Here is a 15,617-nt window from a genome sequence, read left to right as displayed (position 1 = left end):
AAACTATTTTTAGCATTGATATAAAACGCAATTTCTAAAATTTAATTTCTACAAAAGTGCAGGAAAAATATATAGACGAGACCAAGCAGGGAGAAGCTTTTGCTATTGCTGAAAGAGATGGGAATTCTAAAAAATTATTTTTAGAGAGCTATGGTTGTCAGATGAATTTCTCTGATTCTGAAATCGTTGCCTCTATTCTTAATGATCAGGGTTATAATACAACTCTTAAAGTAGAAGAAGCAGATCTTATCCTTTTAAATACATGCTCCATTCGTGAGAAAGCCGAGCAAACGGTAAGAATGCGTCTTGCTCAGTTCAAAAAGCTGAAGAAAGAAAAACCAAACATGACGGTTGGTGTTTTGGGCTGCATGGCGGAGAGATTAAAAACCAAATTTTTAGAAGAAGAGCAATTGGTTGACCTTGTGGTTGGTCCTGATGCTTATAGAGATTTACCTAATCTTTTAAAAGAAACAGAAGATGGTAGAGATGCGATTAACGTAATTCTTTCAAAAGAAGAAACCTATGCAGATATCAATCCTGTTCGTTTGGGCGGAAATGGAGTAACAGCTTTCGTTACAATCACCAGAGGTTGCGATAACATGTGTACATTCTGCGTCGTTCCATTTACAAGAGGTAGAGAAAGAAGTCGTGATCCACACTCAATTCTTGAAGAATGCCAAGGCCTTTGGGATAACGGATATAAAGAAATTACATTGTTAGGACAAAACGTAGACTCTTACCTTTGGTATGGAGGAGGTCCTAAAAAAGATTTTGCCAAAGCATCTGAAATGCAGAAAGCTACAGCTGTTGATTTTGCACATTTGCTTGATCTTGTGGCTAAGGCGGTTCCAAATATGAGAATCAGATTCTCAACGTCTAATCCTCAGGATATGAATTTGGATGTGTTCAGAATCATGGCAAAACACGAGAATATCTGTAATTATGTTCACCTTCCTGTTCAAAGTGGAAGCAACAGAATGTTGGAAGCGATGAACAGACAGCATACTCGTGAAGAATATTTAGAATTAATTAATAAAGCGAAAGAAATTGTTCCGGATATTTCTTTTTCTCAAGATATGATCATTGGTTTCTGCGACGAAACTGAAGAAGATCACCAAGATACTTTAAGCTTAATGAGAGAAGTAGAATATGACTACGGTTATATGTTCTCTTATTCAGAAAGACCGGGAACTCCTGCTCACAAGAAAATGGAAGATAATGTTCCTGCTGAGGTTAAACAAAGACGTTTGGCAGAAGTTATTGATTTGCAGAGAGAATTATCCAGACAAAGAATGGAAGGATATGTTGGACGTATTCACCGTATTTTGATCGAAGGTGTTTCAAGAAAAAATCAAAATCAGTGGAAAGGAAGAAACTCTCAAAATGCCGTTTGCGTATTTGATATGATGGAAGGGCAAAAATTGGGTGACATTGTGGATGTTTTCGTTTACGATAATACACAAGGCACGCTTTTAGGGAGAAAAGTAGAACATACGCTGAACTAATTTGTTCTCCGAAGAGACCCATATATATTCAAGAATAAATAATTATCAATAATAAACAGACAATGGAAAAATTTCAGAAATATTGCCTCAGTGTTTTATTGGTAATCATTTGCAATAATATTTCTGCGCATGTTCATAACGGCACCATCGAAAGTGATGACTGCAAAAGACTGCAAGAAGTCTATAGTCAGTTTTTAGGAACTCAGGATTATGACCAAGTCTTTGAGTTTTTAGCTAAGAAAAAAACAAGCGAATATTGCACGTTAAATCAAAAACAAAAAGTATTTGATGCTATTGGAGAAACTATTGTTCCCAATCATCACCATAATTTTTACAATGATCATCTTGGATTAAATTATTCTCAGAGAAATAAGCACAATAAAAATTTAGAAAATTTTGAACGACAAAATAAAGAATATGATTTTGTCGAAAACATATATTTTACAAGTAAAGTTTCAAAAGTCAGAAACAAAGATTATTTAGATTTAATAGGTTAGAATTAATAATTGTGATGAAAATAAGCTTTAAAAGTTTATACCGTCGTTTTAGAAAATCAACAAGCCTTACAGAGCATACATTCAGTGTTTGTAGGCTCAATTAAATCAATAATCAAAAATTTACTTATGAGTAACGACTTACAAAATATAAAGAACCGCTTCGGAATTATTGGAAATTTTCCGGCTTTAAACCGTGCCTTAGAAAAATCTATTCAGGTGGCACCAACAGATATTTCTGTGTTGGTGATTGGTGAAAGTGGAGTGGGGAAAGAATTTATCCCTAAAATCATTCATTCAGAATCTAAAAGAAAACATCAGCCTTATATTGTGGTCAACTGTGGAGCGATTCCCGAGGGAACAATCGATTCCGAATTATTTGGGCACGAAAAAGGAGCCTTCACCGGAGCTACCGCTACCAGAAAAGGATATTTTGAAGTGGCAGATGGTGGAACAATTTTCTTAGATGAGGTAGGTGAACTTCCTTTACAGACGCAGGTTCGTCTTCTAAGAGTGTTGGAAAGCGGTGAATTTATGAAAGTGGGTTCTTCACAGGTTCAAAAAACGAACGTAAGAATTGTTGCGGCTACCAACGTAAATATGATGAAGGCAATTCATGACGGAAGGTTCCGTGAAGATTTGTTTTATCGTTTAAATACCGTGCAAATAGATATGCCACCTTTGAGAGAAAGAAAGGGTGATATTCATTTGTTATTCAGGAAGTTTGCGATAGATTTTGCCGAAAAATACAGAATGCCGGAATTGGAGCTAGAACCAAGTGCCGTGCATTATGTTGAAAATTATTCTTTTCCAGGAAACGTTCGTCAGTTAAGAAACTTGGTTGAGCAAATGACGGTGGTAGAACGTGAAAGAAGTATAACGGTTGAAAAGTTAGCAGAATATATTCCAATGGAAACGCATTTGCCCATGGTGGTAAATACACCAAATAATCAAAAACAGAATGATTTTGGGAGCGAAAGAGAAATTATGTACAAGATTCTCTTCGATATGCGTAATGATATAAATGATTTAAAATCCTTAACTTCGGAACTGATAAAGAACAGAGGAACGGCAGATTTAAGCAATCAAGAGAAAAATTTGATCAGCAGAATTTATACTCCTGAGCCTCAGCAGGCAGCTCCTGCAAGTTCTTTATTGTATTTTGAAAATAATAATAATGGCCCGGCTGTTCAGACGCCAACAATCATGTCAAATTCAGATAATGAGGATCGGTATGAAGATTTTGAAGATATTGAAATTGAGGAAAATAAGCCTGAATCCTTATCTCTTCAAAACAATGAAAAAGATTTGATTATCAAAGCATTAGAAAAACATAAAGGACGTAGGAATAAAGCGGCTGATGAGTTGGGAATTTCACAAAGAACTTTATACAGGAAAATAAAACAATATAATCTAGAAGACTAACGAACCATGAATTTTGACTTAATTACTAACAAAGGATACGATTTTAATATCGGAAAATATATTTCTGACGGATTTGAACTTTTCAAAAAAGATATTGGCGGATTTATAGTCGCAACTATTCTCGTCGTTATTATGAGTATTATTCCATTTTGTGGATTATTGGCATTGGGTAATTTTTATAAAATTTGTAGAAAAGTAGATCAAGGACAAAAAGTTGAGGCTGGAGATATTTTTGACTTTACAGATTTTTGGGTGTATTTCAAGTTTATGGTATTAATTTGCATAGCCATGATTGTATTAATGATTCCTATCCAAATGTCATTGGTTCCTATCTTTATGGCCGCGAGATATGGGGATGCAGGAGATTTGGGCCCAGCATTATTTGCAGGAGGTATGGGAATCTGGATGATTCTATTTATTTTGCTAGTATTTGCGTTTGCCATTTCTTTTTACTTCGTACAGCCTATTATTTCATTATACAGGGTACAAAGTGTAAGACAGGCTTATTCGCTTTCTTGGAAAATAGCTAAGAAAAACTTTTGGATGATTTTGATCTTCAGCCTTGTTGTAGGGGTAATTTCAGAAGTAGGGATCATCGCTTGCGGAATAGGAATATTGTTTACTGCGCCAATAGGAATTTGTATTAAATATGCTAGTTTTAAAGATGTTTTAGAAACACAAAATCAAAAGCAGGGTTTATGATAAGTAAAATGAAAATTATATTTGGATTTGTAATTCTTTCATTGTTTCAGCAATGTTATTCTTTTACAGGTTCATCTTTAACAGACGAAAAAACGGTACAAATCAATGAATTTCCGAATAATGCTGCATTGGTGAATCCTACATTGGCACAGCAATTTTCAACAGATATTCAAAACAGATTTTTACAGAGAACAACGTTAAAGGGAACCAAAGAAAATCCGGATATTTTGATCGAAGGTGAGATTACAGATTATTCTATAACGCCTACCACGATTGGTTCTAATACAACACAGAATCAAACCACGGGAGGGATTGTTCAGGACTCTCAAAATAAATTAACAATTACGGTGAAAGTACATTATGAAAATAAAGTGCATCCAGACTCCAGTTTCGATAGAACCTATTCTGACGAAGCGGTTTTCAACAGTAATTTATCACAGTCACAAATAGAAACTTCACAGGTGAAGATTGCAACAGATAGAATCATTAACAAGATATTTAACGATATTGTAGCGAATTGGTAAAATGAATCCTAGAGTTTTAGAATTATTAAAGAACCCCAAAAATATACAGTCAGAAGATCTTAATCTTTTGAAAGAGGAGATTAATTCTTTTCCCTACATTCAAAATATCAGAGCTTTACACTTGTATGGAATTCATCTTTTTGATAAAGAAAATTATCAGAAAGAGCTTTCTACAACGGCGGCATATACAACAGATAAGAAAATTCTTTATCAGTTGATCAACGGTAAAATTCAGCAAAAGGCTAAACCCGAAATTGTTGAAGAAGAAAAGCCCGAAATTCCTAAGAATACATTCAAGTATATTTATAAGAAAAGTAATTTCCCGATTAAAAGAGAGGAGATACAAGAGGAAATAACCGACAAAAAGCAGGAAGAAGCTTTTACGTTACAACCTCATACCACCCCAGAAATTAAACATATTCTTGTTAATGGAGAAAGAAACCGTATTTTATTTGAAGGGGAAGAAAACTTCCTTGAAGATGATACGGTAGATACCATTGATTTGGAATCAACGCTGGAATCAGGATCAATTGTGCTTCAAAAAATTGAAAAGCAACCTGAAGAAGTGGTCGTTGATAAAGTAGATCCTATACATGAAGAATCTGTTTCTGAAGATATTCAGAACGAGGATCAAGTTGAGGAGACAGCAGAATTAAATCCTGAAATCATTATCAATGAAGAAAAGATTGATTCAGAAGTAGAGGAAGAAAAAATAGATGATGAATCTGATGTAAGCTTTCATGAGATAGAACCTGTTTTAACGGAAGAAGATCAATCAAATACAACAACAGCAGAAGAGTTTGTTGAAGCCGAAGCTAAAATAGAATTTACCCCAGAAGAAATCATCAATGAAGAAAAGATTACTTCAGAGAGCGAAACGGAAAAGGTAAATAATGAGGCTGAATTAAGTTTCCACGGAACAGATTCTTTCTTGCCGGAGGTAAAAATTCAGTCCAATACGATTGATGAAACAGTAGCAGAAGAAGAGATTGCTCAACCCAGCAACAAGCATGAAGATGAAATGAGACGCTTGATAGAAGAGGTTGAGAAAAAAATGAAGGCAACAAAAGTGATTTCTGAAAAGAAAGATGCCGAGCCTGAAGTGGTAGGACATGAAATAAGTTTTGCCGAAACTCAACATTTTAATGTCGAGACAAAAGAAGAAAAGAGTGATTCAGAAATAGAAGTCTCAAAAGTTGAAGAAAATGCATCTGAATTAATTGAAAATAAATCTGAAGAGACTGAAACTGTTGAAGAACCTGAACAACAAATTCAAGAGGAAACGCCTGTAGCAGAAGAGCAAACAGAAGTTAAATCTGTTTGGAAGCCCATGAGCCTTGAGTCCCATGTTCCGGATTCTATGCTTAATAAACCAATTGAAATTCCTCAATCAAAAACTGAAATCGTAAAAGAAGAAGCGCCAAAACAGGAAGAGATTGTACCTCGCATTGAAGGAATTATTGAGCTTCCAAAGGATAATGTAGAAGCTGTTGAAGTTATTGACGAGCCTGCTAAAGAAGAAAAGATTGTTGAAACTGAAGCGTTGGAAGAAAATGAAGAAGAAGAAGAAGCTCCGGCATTAAATGTGTCTTTCTTCAACTCTGATATTATTTCAAGTTGGGCAGTAGAGGCTAATGAAGGGAAAGAAGAGAAGAAATCTAAAGAAGCAATAGAAGAAGTTCCTACTGAACCAGTAGATGTAATTCCTGTGGATAGTAATGTTCCCGGATTTATCAACACTTGGCAAAGCTGGCTGAAAATAGACAGGCCTTTAGATGAAGCAGAGGTAGAAGAACAAGAAGGTCCAGAAGCAGAAGAAATACAAGAGGTAGAACAAGAAAAGATTGAGACTAAAAATAAAGTGATTGAGTCTTTCATAGAAAAGAATCCTAAAATTTCTCAATTAAAAGATGAAGTTAATTTCGTTGTAAAAGAGAAAACGGATGATATTTCACATTTGATGACAGAGACATTGGCTACTTTGTATTTTGAACAGAAATTGTACACAAAAGCAATTAAAGCGTTCAATATATTGATCACTAAGCATCCTGAAAAGAAAGAACATTTTGAAAGAAAAATTCAGGATATAAAAGATGTCCGAGGAAAGAATTAAGATTAAAATGAAATATAAAAAATGCTGAGTCTAATAGATTCAGCATTTTTATTTTATGTGTTGTGAACTGTATTTTTTTTACCTCTTAATTTCCGTAAGGCTTTTCGTCCGTAGACAATAACCAAAACAACTAAGATAAGGGTGCAAATGGCAGCTAAAATAGGCATTGCTATGGCTAGCACGGTCATTATTCCTGCTCCGGCTGTTTCGGTAGTTCCAACAACGGAATTTCCCAATCCACCTGTCGTTGCTGTAGAGGCAGCCCGAATTCCTGCAAACCCAGAACTTATGGTGGATGCAGTTCCTCCTCCTGCGATTAATGCCAATGCCCATTGCGGAAATGTTCCTAAGTCTGCAAACTGACTGGCAAATAAAATGGAACCCGCAACAGTGGCCATAGGAATAGAGATTGTATCCAGTAAATGATCAATAAGAGGGATGTAATAAGCCAGAATTTCAATGACGGTAGCAATTCCTGTGGTAATAAGTATCGGAAGGCCGGAAAGCCATTCAAAATTCTCATTCATCGGGATCCAATTAAGGTAGGATGCCAGGCTTACCGCAAACATCGGAAGAAAAACTCTAAAGCCTGTAGCGGCGGCTAGTCCGATGCCAATAAATGCACTCAGGACATAAGGTAAATAGGGAACATGGTCTAACATTTTAGTTTTCAGATTAATTGTGTCCTTTAAAGTTACAAAAAATGAGAAAAGATTATAATGAATTTCTAATTATTCAGAATAATGTACAATCATCCGTGTCGATCTGTGTGATCTGCGGGAGAAAAAATGAATTTTAAGCTTTCTTCTGAGGCTGATTAGATTGGCAAAGTTTGATAAACTGTTCTTCCACATCTTGAAATTTTGCAGGCATTTCAGGAGAAACCCAAAACATCATCGCAATGGTTTTTTCTCCGAATGCTTCTTTAAAAAGATCTTTGTTTAAACGATAAGATTCTCTGAGTAATCTTTTTACACGATTTCTATACACTGCTTTTTTGAAGTATCTTTTAGAAACAGAAACTCCGAATTTTAGAGCTTCTACCGGTAAAGTAGGTTTATCTTTTAGGATGATAATTCTCAAATTTCCGCAGGTTCTCCATTTACCTTTTTCAAAAAGTAAAGTGATCTCATTGTCTTTTTTGAGTTTTTCGGCTCTGGGATATTTGAAATTTGTCATTTACAGGGTGTAAATATAGTCTTATTTTGAATTTTTTCCCCAGGTTTCACAAATTCTCATGCAGAAATAAAGCATAAACATCTGTGCAAATCTGTAAAATCTGTGGGAAAATAAATTTTTAATCTTTTTTCAATAAATGGTTAATAACCTCAGAAGCAGTATACAAACCAAAAATTGCAGGCATATAACTTATGGTTCCGTAAAAAGATCTTTTATAATTGGTTCCATCTGTCATTTTCAGACTTTCTTCATCTTGAATATCGTTAGCAAAAACGCAACGAACGCCTTTGTCAATTTTCTCCTTTTTTAATCTTTTTCTTACCTGTCTTGCAAGATGGCAATGCTCTGTTTTGCTGATATCTCTTACCATCACCTTGCTAGGATCGGTCTTTCCTCCAGCTCCCATTGAGCTTACGATTTTTACTTTTCTTCTTCTTGCAGCAATGATTAAACAGATTTTTGGTGTTACGCTATCAATGCAGTCTAAAACATAATCAAATTTTGCGGAATCCAAAACTTCATCCATTCTTTCCGGATTTAGAAACTCATTAATTTTGGTTAAATTAAGTTTGGGATTAATATCTAAAAGCCTTTCTGCAACAACATCTACTTTATGTTTTCCGACAGTTGAGTGTAAAGCAGGTAACTGTCTGTTGATGTTGGTGATATCTACCGTGTCACCATCTACAATGGTCATGGTTCCGACTCCGGCCCTTGCCAAAAATTCTGCTGCAAAAGAACCCACTCCGCCGAGCCCGACAACCAAAATAGTTGCTTTATTCAATCTTTCCAAACCTTCTTCTTTGATGAGAAGTTCCGTTCTCTCCAACCAGTTTTTATCCATTTTTTATTGTCTCTAAATTTTCTATAATCTGTTCGTTCAATTTTTCTAATGAAATTCCCTTAAGTTCTGAAGTCTTTTTGTATAATTCTTCGAGATTAAAATCTTCATTATCAGTCTCTAAAAAGATTTTGTCTAAAGGTTTAATTTTCAAAATATGTTGCAAAGATAAATTATACAAAACGGGTTTTCCAAAACTCAAATAAAAATTCTTTTTAAGGAGATCTTCGGCAATGTTTTGTTTTTTATTAAAACCATGAATGATCATAGGCTGTTCAGCATATTTTTTAAATGAAATCACTTCATAAAATTTTCTTACACAATGAATAATCAAAGGTTTTTTGAGTTCATTGGCAATCTTTATTTGTTTTAAAAATACTTCCTCCTGAATTTTTTGATCAATAGAAACCAAAGAATCTAATCCGCATTCTCCGATGGCGAGACAGTTTTCATTGATATTTGAAAGTAACCAATCAAGTTGATTATCTATTAAATTAATATCAATGTCTTTTGGATGAATGCCGATAGAATATGGAATGTCGGGCGGAGTAACATTGGGTTCCGCATTATAAATTCCATAAGCCACATTTTTCTTATGATGGTGAAAATCAAAAAAATCCATGTACAAAAATACTAACTATTTAGAATTAATATAAAATTCTTAAACGAACGTTTATAAATATGTTAAAAATTTCTTAACTTTACTCAAAGTGTACTTCACATGAAGAAAAAATTTACAGAAAAACAAATCCATATTTTAGATATTGCTGAAGAACTGATCGCAAAAAAAGGCTACGAAGGAACATCGGTGAGGGACATCTGTTCCAAAGCAAATATCAACGTTGCCATGATCTCTTATTATTTCGGTTCTAAAGAAAAAATGATGTCTTATCTCTATCAATACAGAGTGTTGAAGACGAGAGAAACTTTTTCAGAATTTGCAGATACCATCAAAGAAGGGAAGCCGGAAATGCAAATGAAGGAAATTATCAAATATATTGTCTCTCAGTTGTTTAAATATAATTATTTCCACGGATTTGTGACGCAGGAACTTCGACATACAGAAAATTTAAAAGATGAATTGCTTGATTTTTATCAATTATTTGTTAAAAAATTAGATGAAGTCATTAAAAAAGGAGTGGCGTCAGGAGTTTTCACATTTACCCCAAAACCTGAAGATATTTTGACAACAATTCTTGGGTCTACTTTGTTTGTTATTCGTAATAAAAACTTCTATGAGCTCTATGTTCCGAGTAAAAATGAAGAAACTTATGCGAAAGAAGCAGAAAAAAAGGTAAGAATGAATCTCTTACTCAGTGTTTTTGCAATTTTGGGATACGCTGCAGACTAAAATTACGTTAAATATTCATAAAAAAAAATCTATTGACAAAAAAGTTATATTTTTGCAAATTAATAGATCGGTCATATAATCCGAAAACTGTTGAATTTTTTATATGAAAAAATATATTTTAGGTCTTTTTGCTGTGGCTGTGGTAACTTCATGTGCGAGTCAGCAAGATAAAGCAATGAAAAGTGCTGATAAAAACTACATCTTAAAAGTTGCAAACGAAAATTTTGCAAAAAAGAAGTGGAAAAATTCTTTGGCTCTTTATGATAGATTAGCTAATCTGGTTGCAGGGACAGACGATTTCCCAAATGTAGGTTTCAATACGGCGTATGCTAACTATTATGATAAAAATTATAAGTTGGCAGGACACCAGTTTAAAAACTTTGCAGTAAGTTTTCCAAAAGATCCTAGAGCAGAAGAGGCGGCTTATATGTCGGCTTTATGTTACTACGAAGGATCTATGGATTATAATTTGGACCAGTCTAGTACTCAAATGGCCATCAATGAGCTACAGGATTTCTTAAACAACTATCCGACATCTGAAAGATCTAAAAATATCAGTACCCTAATTGATGAGTTGTCTTACAAGTTAGAATTCAAATCTTACGAAAATGCAAGACAATATTTCAATATGGGAGATTACAAAGCTGCTAATACATCTTTAGAAAATGTTTTAGAAGATTTCCCAAGTACGAAACTTCGTCCGAAAATTTATGATTATATCATGAAAGCTCGTTACGCATTGGCTCAGAAATCTATTTATGATCTTAAAGACGAGCGTATTGAAAGCGCCTTGTCATTTACAAAAGTGGTTGAAAAAGATCTTCCAAATACAGAATATTCTAAAACAGCACTGGATCTAAGACAAAAATTAGAGAAAGAAAAGAAGGATTTTGTTATTGTAAAAAAAGAAACAGAAGCTAGAATTGCTAATCTAACGGCAAGACAAAAGAAAGAGGTAGAAAAGCAGGCTGTAAAGAACAAAACTGAAGAGCAAATTAAAAATCAGATAGATTCTGAGAAGAAAGCAATGCAGATTCAGAGGGATAGTGCGAAGCTTCAGACACCTCCACCGGCAGCGACTTTCAAAATCCAAAGATAATTCGTAAATTTGCGAACTTATAAATAAATTAATTTTCTCAAAATGAGTGTAAAAGATACAAAAGCAGAAGTAAATACTATTACTTACGATAAAGATAAGATTGAAGATAAAGTAGGCTCAATCTATGAAGCTATTGTTATCATGGGAAAGAGAGCAGAGCAGATCAATGCAGAAATTCGTACAGAATTGCATAACAAATTAGACGAATTTGCTGTTCACAACTCTACATTGGAAGAAGTTTTCGAAAACAGAGAACAAATTGAGATCTCTAAACATTACGAAAAACTTCCAAAACCAACTTCTATCGCTATCGAAGAATGGTTAAACGAAGATATTTACTTCAGAAAAACTGAAGAAAGAAAATAAAAACCATTTGGTTTTTAATAGATGAAGGTCATAAAGGAACTATTTCTTTTATGACCTTTGTTGTTTAAATGGTTTGTGAGAAAAAATAAGTATTTTAGTGTTTTAAAAAATTAAAACTACATGAGTATTTCTGGGAAGAAGATTCTTATTGCCGTTTCTGGAGGAATTGCAGCCTATAAAATTCATTTTCTGATAAGAGATTTTATAAAGAAAGGAGCCGAAGTTCAGGTGATTATGACTCCTGATGCTGAGCATTTTGTAACAAAGCTAAGCTTGTCTACATTGTCTAAAAAACCTGTATATACAGATTTTTACAATGAAAACGGAACATGGAACAGCCATGTGGAAATGGCCTTGTGGGCTGATGTGATGATTGTGGCTCCGTGTACGGCGAATACATTAGCTAAAATGACACACGGAATGTGTGATAATTTGGTTATTGCCACTTATATGTCAGCGAAATGTCCTGTTTTTATAGCACCAGCAATGGATTTGGATATGTATGCACATCCTTCCACACAACAGAATTTAGAATTAGCAGAAGATTTCGGACACTTCATCATTCCTGCCGAAGATGGTGAGCTTGCAAGCGGATTGATTGGGCAGGGAAGAATGGCAGAGCCGGAGACGATTGCTCATACTGTTGAAGAATTTTTTAATGCAGCTCATCATGAAAAGACATTAGAAGGTCAAACCGTTTTAATTACGGCCGGACCTACCTATGAAGCGATTGATCCTGTAAGATTTATAGGAAATCATTCTTCTGGTAAAATGGGGTTTTCTTTGGCTGAAGAGGCTTCAAAAAGAGGCGCAAAAGTTATTTTGATATCAGGGCCTACTTCTCAGGTGATGAATGATAAAAATGTAGATGTATATAAAGTGACTTCTGCAAAAGAAATGTTGGAGAAAGTATTTGAATTTTATGATACCATAGACATCGGGATTGCAAGTGCAGCAGTTGCAGATTACGCTCCAAAAGAAGTGGCTAAGGAAAAAATTAAAAAGAATGATGATAGCTTAACCATTGAATTAATTAAAAATCCGGATATCCTAAGAACAATGGGTGATAAAAAGACCCACCAGTTTTTGGTTGGTTTTGCTTTAGAAACTCAGAATGAAGAAGAAAATGCAAAGGGAAAGCTGGAAAAGAAAAATCTTGATATGATTGTTTTAAATTCTCTTCGCGATGAAGGAGCAGGATTTAAAAATGATACCAATAAAATAAAAATATTCACCAAAACGGAGAAAAAAGAATTTGAATTAAAATCTAAAGACGATGTCGCAAAAGATATTCTCAATTTTGTGGAGTCTCAGATTTTAAAATAATTTTAATAAATTTCCGTTCTCAATTTTTACTAGATAATGAAAAAATACATAAGTTTATTTTTACTACTTTTCTTATTTAATCTTAGCTTTTCTCAGGAATTGCTGGCAAACATTAAGGTAGACGCTCAATCATTAGGAGGAAGTAATCAGCAGGTTTATAAATCGTTGGAAAAAAGCCTTAGAGATTTTATCAATAATACTAGCTGGACAGGTAAAAAGCTTCAGAATTTTGAAAAAATAAAATGTAATTTTTCTATTGTTCTGACTGAGAGTCCCGGTGGTAACAAGTATAAAGGGTATATTACAGTTCAATCTGTACGTCCGGTTTATAACACAATTTATGAATCCTCATTATTGAATATTAGGGATCAAAGATTTTCTTTTGAGTATATTGAAAATGAGAATCTTATTTTTAATGAAAGACAGTTTTCCGGTAAAAACTTAATTGATGTCATCAGTTTTTATGTGTATACAATCTTGGGGTATGATGCAGATAGCTTCCAATCTTCTGGCGGAACGCAATGGTTTCAAAAAGCACAGCAGATTGCTCAAAATGGTGAATCTCAAAATATTTATGATGGCTGGAAGCAAATTGCTGAACCTAGAAACCGTTCTCAGCTGATCAGAGAAATCATGAGCCCGAATATGGTACAACTAAGGTCACTTTTCTATTCTTATCACAGAGCAGGTTTAGATAACTTATTTAATCAGGATCAGACTTCTGCTAAAAAAGTGATTTTTGATGGCTTAATGCAGTTGAAAACCTATGACAGCAATTTTACTCAGAATTACTATCTAGATCTTTTTCTAATAACTAAAGCGGATGAAATTTTTAATATTTTCAATTCAGGAAATAACGGGGAAATTGTACTAGGTGATTTGAAACAATTATTAATCCTAATGAACCCGAAAAATACAGACAAATATTGGAGCCAATGGAAACAGTAAAACTCTGAATTTCCAGTCTTGAATTCTGACATTTAAAGTTCTATATTTGCATTACCTAAAGTAACTGCTACATCAATGCTTTCGAGAATTTACATTAAAAATTTTGCCCTTATTGATACGCTGGATGTATCATTACACAACGGTTTACAAGTAATCACTGGGGAAACCGGTGCCGGTAAATCGATAATTTTAGGTGCTCTTAGACTTATCTTAGGGGAAAGAGCAGATGTAAAATCCATCTCAAATGCAGCCGAAAAAAGCATTGTTGAAACTGAATTTAATTTAAATAATCAGTTCAAAAAATTCTTTATCGAAAATGATCTCGATTATGAACATCAAACGATTATCCGCAGAGAAATTTCTCCTGCAGGAAAGTCCAGAGCGTTTATTAATGACGTTCCGGTAACATTGGATGTTTTAAGAGAACTGTCTTCGCAACTTATCGATATTCATTCACAGTTTGAAACGTCTAATCTTTTTACGTCAGAATATCAGTTTAAAATCATTGACGGACTTTCTGAAAATAAAAAGATCATTGAAGAGTATCAGCATGAATTTTTAGAATTTCAGAGCCTGAAAACGCAGCTTAAAAAATTAAAAATTCAGCTTTCTGAAAACAATAAAGAAAGCGACTATAAACAATTCTTATTAAGTGAATTAGAAGAATTGAATTTAGATGGTGTTGATTATGAAGAATTAAAGAATCTACTTTCTGTTCAGGAAAATGCAGGAATGATCTCAGAAAACCTGTCTCAGGTTTTATCAAGATTTCATCAGGAAGAAATCGGGATCTTATCTTTCTTTAATGAAGCTAAACATAAATTATCAAAAATTTCTGAGGTGTCAAACAGCTTTGCGGAGCTTGACCAAAGATTAGAAATATCTTTTGTAGAATTAAAAGATATCATTTCCGAACTGGAAAATGAATCTGAGAAAATTGAAATTAATCCTGAAAATCTGGCAGTGCTTTCTGAACTGAATAATAAACTTAACAGTTTATTCATTAAGCATAATGTTTCTGACGTTGATGAACTAATAGAAATTAGGAATCAGCTATCAGGAGAGCAAGAAGGAGCTTCAGAATTAGAATTATCCATTATAGAAATTGAAGAAAATATTTCTAAAAAAGAAAAATCTCTTCAATCAATTTCTGAGAAACTTTCAAAAAACAGAAAGAAAAGTGTTCCTGTTTTCATTAAAAAAGCAGAAAGCTTACTTAAAAAATTAGGTCTTGAAAAAGCTAAAGTAGATATTGAGCTTCAGGATATTTCAGAATTCAATCAATTTGGAAAAGAGAATATTCAATTGCTGTTTCAGGCGAATTCAGGTTTTCCTTTAAAACCAATTCAGACAGCGATTTCAGGCGGTGAAAGATCACGAGTAATGTTGGCTGTTAAAAAAATAATTGCTGAAAGTGATGAACTTCCAACACTTATTTTAGATGAAATCGACAGCGGAGTTTCTGGAAAAGTAGCCGAAGAAATAGGAAATCTTATGCGTGAAATGTCTCAGGATATGCAGTTAATCGTTATTTCTCACTTAGCACAGGTTGCTGCAAAAGGGAATAATAATTATAAAGTGGTAAAACAGGATGTGCTGGGTAAAACGCAATCAACGATTGTTTCATTAAGTGAAAACGAAAAATTGAATGAAATTGCCCAATTACTTTCCGGAAGTAAAATTACTGAGGCGGCTTTGGCGCAGGCAAAAGAACTTATTGGGTAATTATTAGAACTTACTTAAA

General features: G+C 33.9%; 16 protein-coding genes. 12 read left to right on the top strand and 4 right to left on the bottom strand.

Going from position 1 to position 15,617, the window contains the following annotated elements; genetic code table 11:
- The first annotated feature begins 56 nt into the window (after nt 1-56).
- From miaB to BUB80_RS18195, 6 genes are all read left to right on the top strand, one after another.
- A complete protein-coding gene (miaB, locus tag BUB80_RS18220) occupies nt 57-1,505 on the top strand; it encodes a tRNA (N6-isopentenyl adenosine(37)-C2)-methylthiotransferase MiaB (protein WP_073295976.1) in 1,449 nt (482 codons plus the stop codon).
- Between the two features lie 62 nt (nt 1,506-1,567).
- The gene (locus BUB80_RS18215; protein ID WP_073295973.1) at nt 1,568-2,002 is read left to right on the top strand and encodes a hypothetical protein; all 435 of its coding nucleotides are present in this window, start codon (nt 1,568-1,570) and stop codon (nt 2,000-2,002) included.
- Nucleotides 2,003-2,128: 126 nt separating this feature from the next.
- Nucleotides 2,129-3,424: a sigma-54 interaction domain-containing protein gene (locus BUB80_RS18210; RefSeq protein ID WP_073295970.1), complete on the top strand. Its 1,296-nt coding sequence runs from the start codon at nt 2,129-2,131 to the stop codon at nt 3,422-3,424.
- Nucleotides 3,425-3,430: 6 nt separating this feature from the next.
- Nucleotides 3,431-4,126, top strand: coding sequence for a DUF4013 domain-containing protein (locus BUB80_RS18205; RefSeq protein ID WP_073295967.1), 696 nt, complete (start codon nt 3,431-3,433; stop codon nt 4,124-4,126).
- An 8-nt stretch (nt 4,127-4,134) separates the two neighbouring features.
- Nucleotides 4,135-4,650, top strand: coding sequence for an LptE family protein (locus BUB80_RS18200; protein ID WP_228433883.1), 516 nt, complete (start codon nt 4,135-4,137; stop codon nt 4,648-4,650).
- 1 nt (nt 4,651) lies between these two features.
- Complete coding sequence (locus BUB80_RS18195; protein ID WP_073295962.1) at nt 4,652-6,763, top strand: hypothetical protein; 2,112 nt, start codon at nt 4,652-4,654, stop codon at nt 6,761-6,763.
- 53 nt (nt 6,764-6,816) lie between these two features.
- Here the strand turns inward: BUB80_RS18195 and BUB80_RS18190 are convergent, their stop codons facing one another.
- The 4 genes from BUB80_RS18190 to BUB80_RS18175 all read right to left on the bottom strand — a co-directional run bounded on the left by BUB80_RS18190 (nt 6,817) and on the right by BUB80_RS18175 (nt 9,405).
- Complete coding sequence (locus BUB80_RS18190) at nt 6,817-7,425, bottom strand: DUF4126 domain-containing protein (protein ID WP_073295959.1); 609 nt, start codon at nt 7,423-7,425, stop codon at nt 6,817-6,819.
- Between the two features lie 133 nt (nt 7,426-7,558).
- The gene (gene rnpA / locus BUB80_RS18185) at nt 7,559-7,942 is read right to left on the bottom strand and encodes a ribonuclease P protein component (protein ID WP_073295956.1); all 384 of its coding nucleotides are present in this window, start codon (nt 7,940-7,942) and stop codon (nt 7,559-7,561) included.
- Between the two features lie 118 nt (nt 7,943-8,060).
- Nucleotides 8,061-8,786, bottom strand: a complete 726-nt coding sequence (locus BUB80_RS18180) for a tRNA threonylcarbamoyladenosine dehydratase (protein ID WP_073295953.1) — start codon at nt 8,784-8,786, stop codon at nt 8,061-8,063.
- The gene (locus tag BUB80_RS18175; RefSeq protein WP_073295950.1) at nt 8,779-9,405 is read right to left on the bottom strand and encodes a TatD family hydrolase; all 627 of its coding nucleotides are present in this window, start codon (nt 9,403-9,405) and stop codon (nt 8,779-8,781) included. Before BUB80_RS18175 ends, BUB80_RS18180 begins: the two co-directional genes overlap by 8 nt.
- Nucleotides 9,406-9,504: 99 nt before the next feature.
- Here BUB80_RS18175 and BUB80_RS18170 point away from each other — a divergent pair, with 99 nt between their 5' ends.
- From BUB80_RS18170 to BUB80_RS18145, 6 genes are all read left to right on the top strand, one after another.
- Nucleotides 9,505-10,134, top strand: a complete 630-nt coding sequence (locus BUB80_RS18170) for a TetR/AcrR family transcriptional regulator (protein WP_054512667.1) — start codon at nt 9,505-9,507, stop codon at nt 10,132-10,134.
- A 103-nt stretch (nt 10,135-10,237) separates the two neighbouring features.
- Nucleotides 10,238-11,233, top strand: a complete 996-nt coding sequence (locus tag BUB80_RS18165; RefSeq protein WP_073295948.1) for an outer membrane protein assembly factor BamD — start codon at nt 10,238-10,240, stop codon at nt 11,231-11,233.
- Between the two features lie 42 nt (nt 11,234-11,275).
- Entirely contained in the window at nt 11,276-11,599 is a 324-nt protein-coding gene (locus BUB80_RS18160; RefSeq protein ID WP_027378789.1) for a DNA-directed RNA polymerase subunit omega, read from the top strand.
- A gap of 120 nt (nt 11,600-11,719) precedes the next feature.
- Nucleotides 11,720-12,925, top strand: coding sequence for a bifunctional phosphopantothenoylcysteine decarboxylase/phosphopantothenate--cysteine ligase CoaBC (gene coaBC / locus BUB80_RS18155; RefSeq protein WP_073295945.1), 1,206 nt, complete (start codon nt 11,720-11,722; stop codon nt 12,923-12,925).
- A gap of 36 nt (nt 12,926-12,961) precedes the next feature.
- On the top strand, nt 12,962-13,873 hold the full coding sequence (porD, locus tag BUB80_RS18150) for a type IX secretion system protein PorD (RefSeq protein ID WP_073295942.1): 912 nt from the start codon (nt 12,962-12,964) through the stop codon (nt 13,871-13,873).
- Between the two features lie 75 nt (nt 13,874-13,948).
- Nucleotides 13,949-15,598 (top strand): DNA repair protein RecN, encoded by a 1,650-nt coding sequence (locus tag BUB80_RS18145; protein WP_073295940.1) that lies wholly within the window; start codon nt 13,949-13,951, stop codon nt 15,596-15,598.
- Nucleotides 15,599-15,617 lie beyond the last annotated feature (19 nt).

This window comes from Chryseobacterium polytrichastri, assembly GCF_900142445.1.
GTDB classification, from domain to species: domain Bacteria; phylum Bacteroidota; class Bacteroidia; order Flavobacteriales; family Weeksellaceae; genus Chryseobacterium; species Chryseobacterium polytrichastri.
This window is presented reverse-complemented; position numbering and strand designations above follow the sequence as displayed.

Bases quoted from the DNA above. Each gene is read 5' to 3' on its own strand.
- BUB80_RS18215 (WP_073295973.1), top strand. From the start codon at position 1,568: ATGGAAAAATTTCAGAAATATTGCCTCAGTGTTTTATTGGTAATCATT.
- BUB80_RS18210 (WP_073295970.1), top strand. From the start codon at position 2,129: ATGAGTAACGACTTACAAAATATAAAGAACCGCTTCGGAATTATTGGA.
- BUB80_RS18205 (WP_073295967.1), top strand. From the start codon at position 3,431: ATGAATTTTGACTTAATTACTAACAAAGGATACGATTTTAATATCGGA.
- BUB80_RS18200 (WP_228433883.1), top strand. From the start codon at position 4,135: ATGAAAATTATATTTGGATTTGTAATTCTTTCATTGTTTCAGCAATGT.
- BUB80_RS18195 (WP_073295962.1), top strand. From the start codon at position 4,652: ATGAATCCTAGAGTTTTAGAATTATTAAAGAACCCCAAAAATATACAG.
- BUB80_RS18190 (WP_073295959.1), bottom strand. From the start codon at position 7,425: ATGTTAGACCATGTTCCCTATTTACCTTATGTCCTGAGTGCATTTATT.
- rnpA (WP_073295956.1), bottom strand. From the start codon at position 7,942: ATGACAAATTTCAAATATCCCAGAGCCGAAAAACTCAAAAAAGACAAT.
- BUB80_RS18180 (WP_073295953.1), bottom strand. From the start codon at position 8,786: ATGGATAAAAACTGGTTGGAGAGAACGGAACTTCTCATCAAAGAAGAA.
- BUB80_RS18175 (WP_073295950.1), bottom strand. From the start codon at position 9,405: ATGGATTTTTTTGATTTTCACCATCATAAGAAAAATGTGGCTTATGGA.
- BUB80_RS18170 (WP_054512667.1), top strand. From the start codon at position 9,505: ATGAAGAAAAAATTTACAGAAAAACAAATCCATATTTTAGATATTGCT.
- BUB80_RS18165 (WP_073295948.1), top strand. From the start codon at position 10,238: ATGAAAAAATATATTTTAGGTCTTTTTGCTGTGGCTGTGGTAACTTCA.
- BUB80_RS18160 (WP_027378789.1), top strand. From the start codon at position 11,276: ATGAGTGTAAAAGATACAAAAGCAGAAGTAAATACTATTACTTACGAT.
- coaBC (WP_073295945.1), top strand. From the start codon at position 11,720: ATGAGTATTTCTGGGAAGAAGATTCTTATTGCCGTTTCTGGAGGAATT.
- porD (WP_073295942.1), top strand. From the start codon at position 12,962: ATGAAAAAATACATAAGTTTATTTTTACTACTTTTCTTATTTAATCTT.
- BUB80_RS18145 (WP_073295940.1), top strand. From the start codon at position 13,949: ATGCTTTCGAGAATTTACATTAAAAATTTTGCCCTTATTGATACGCTG.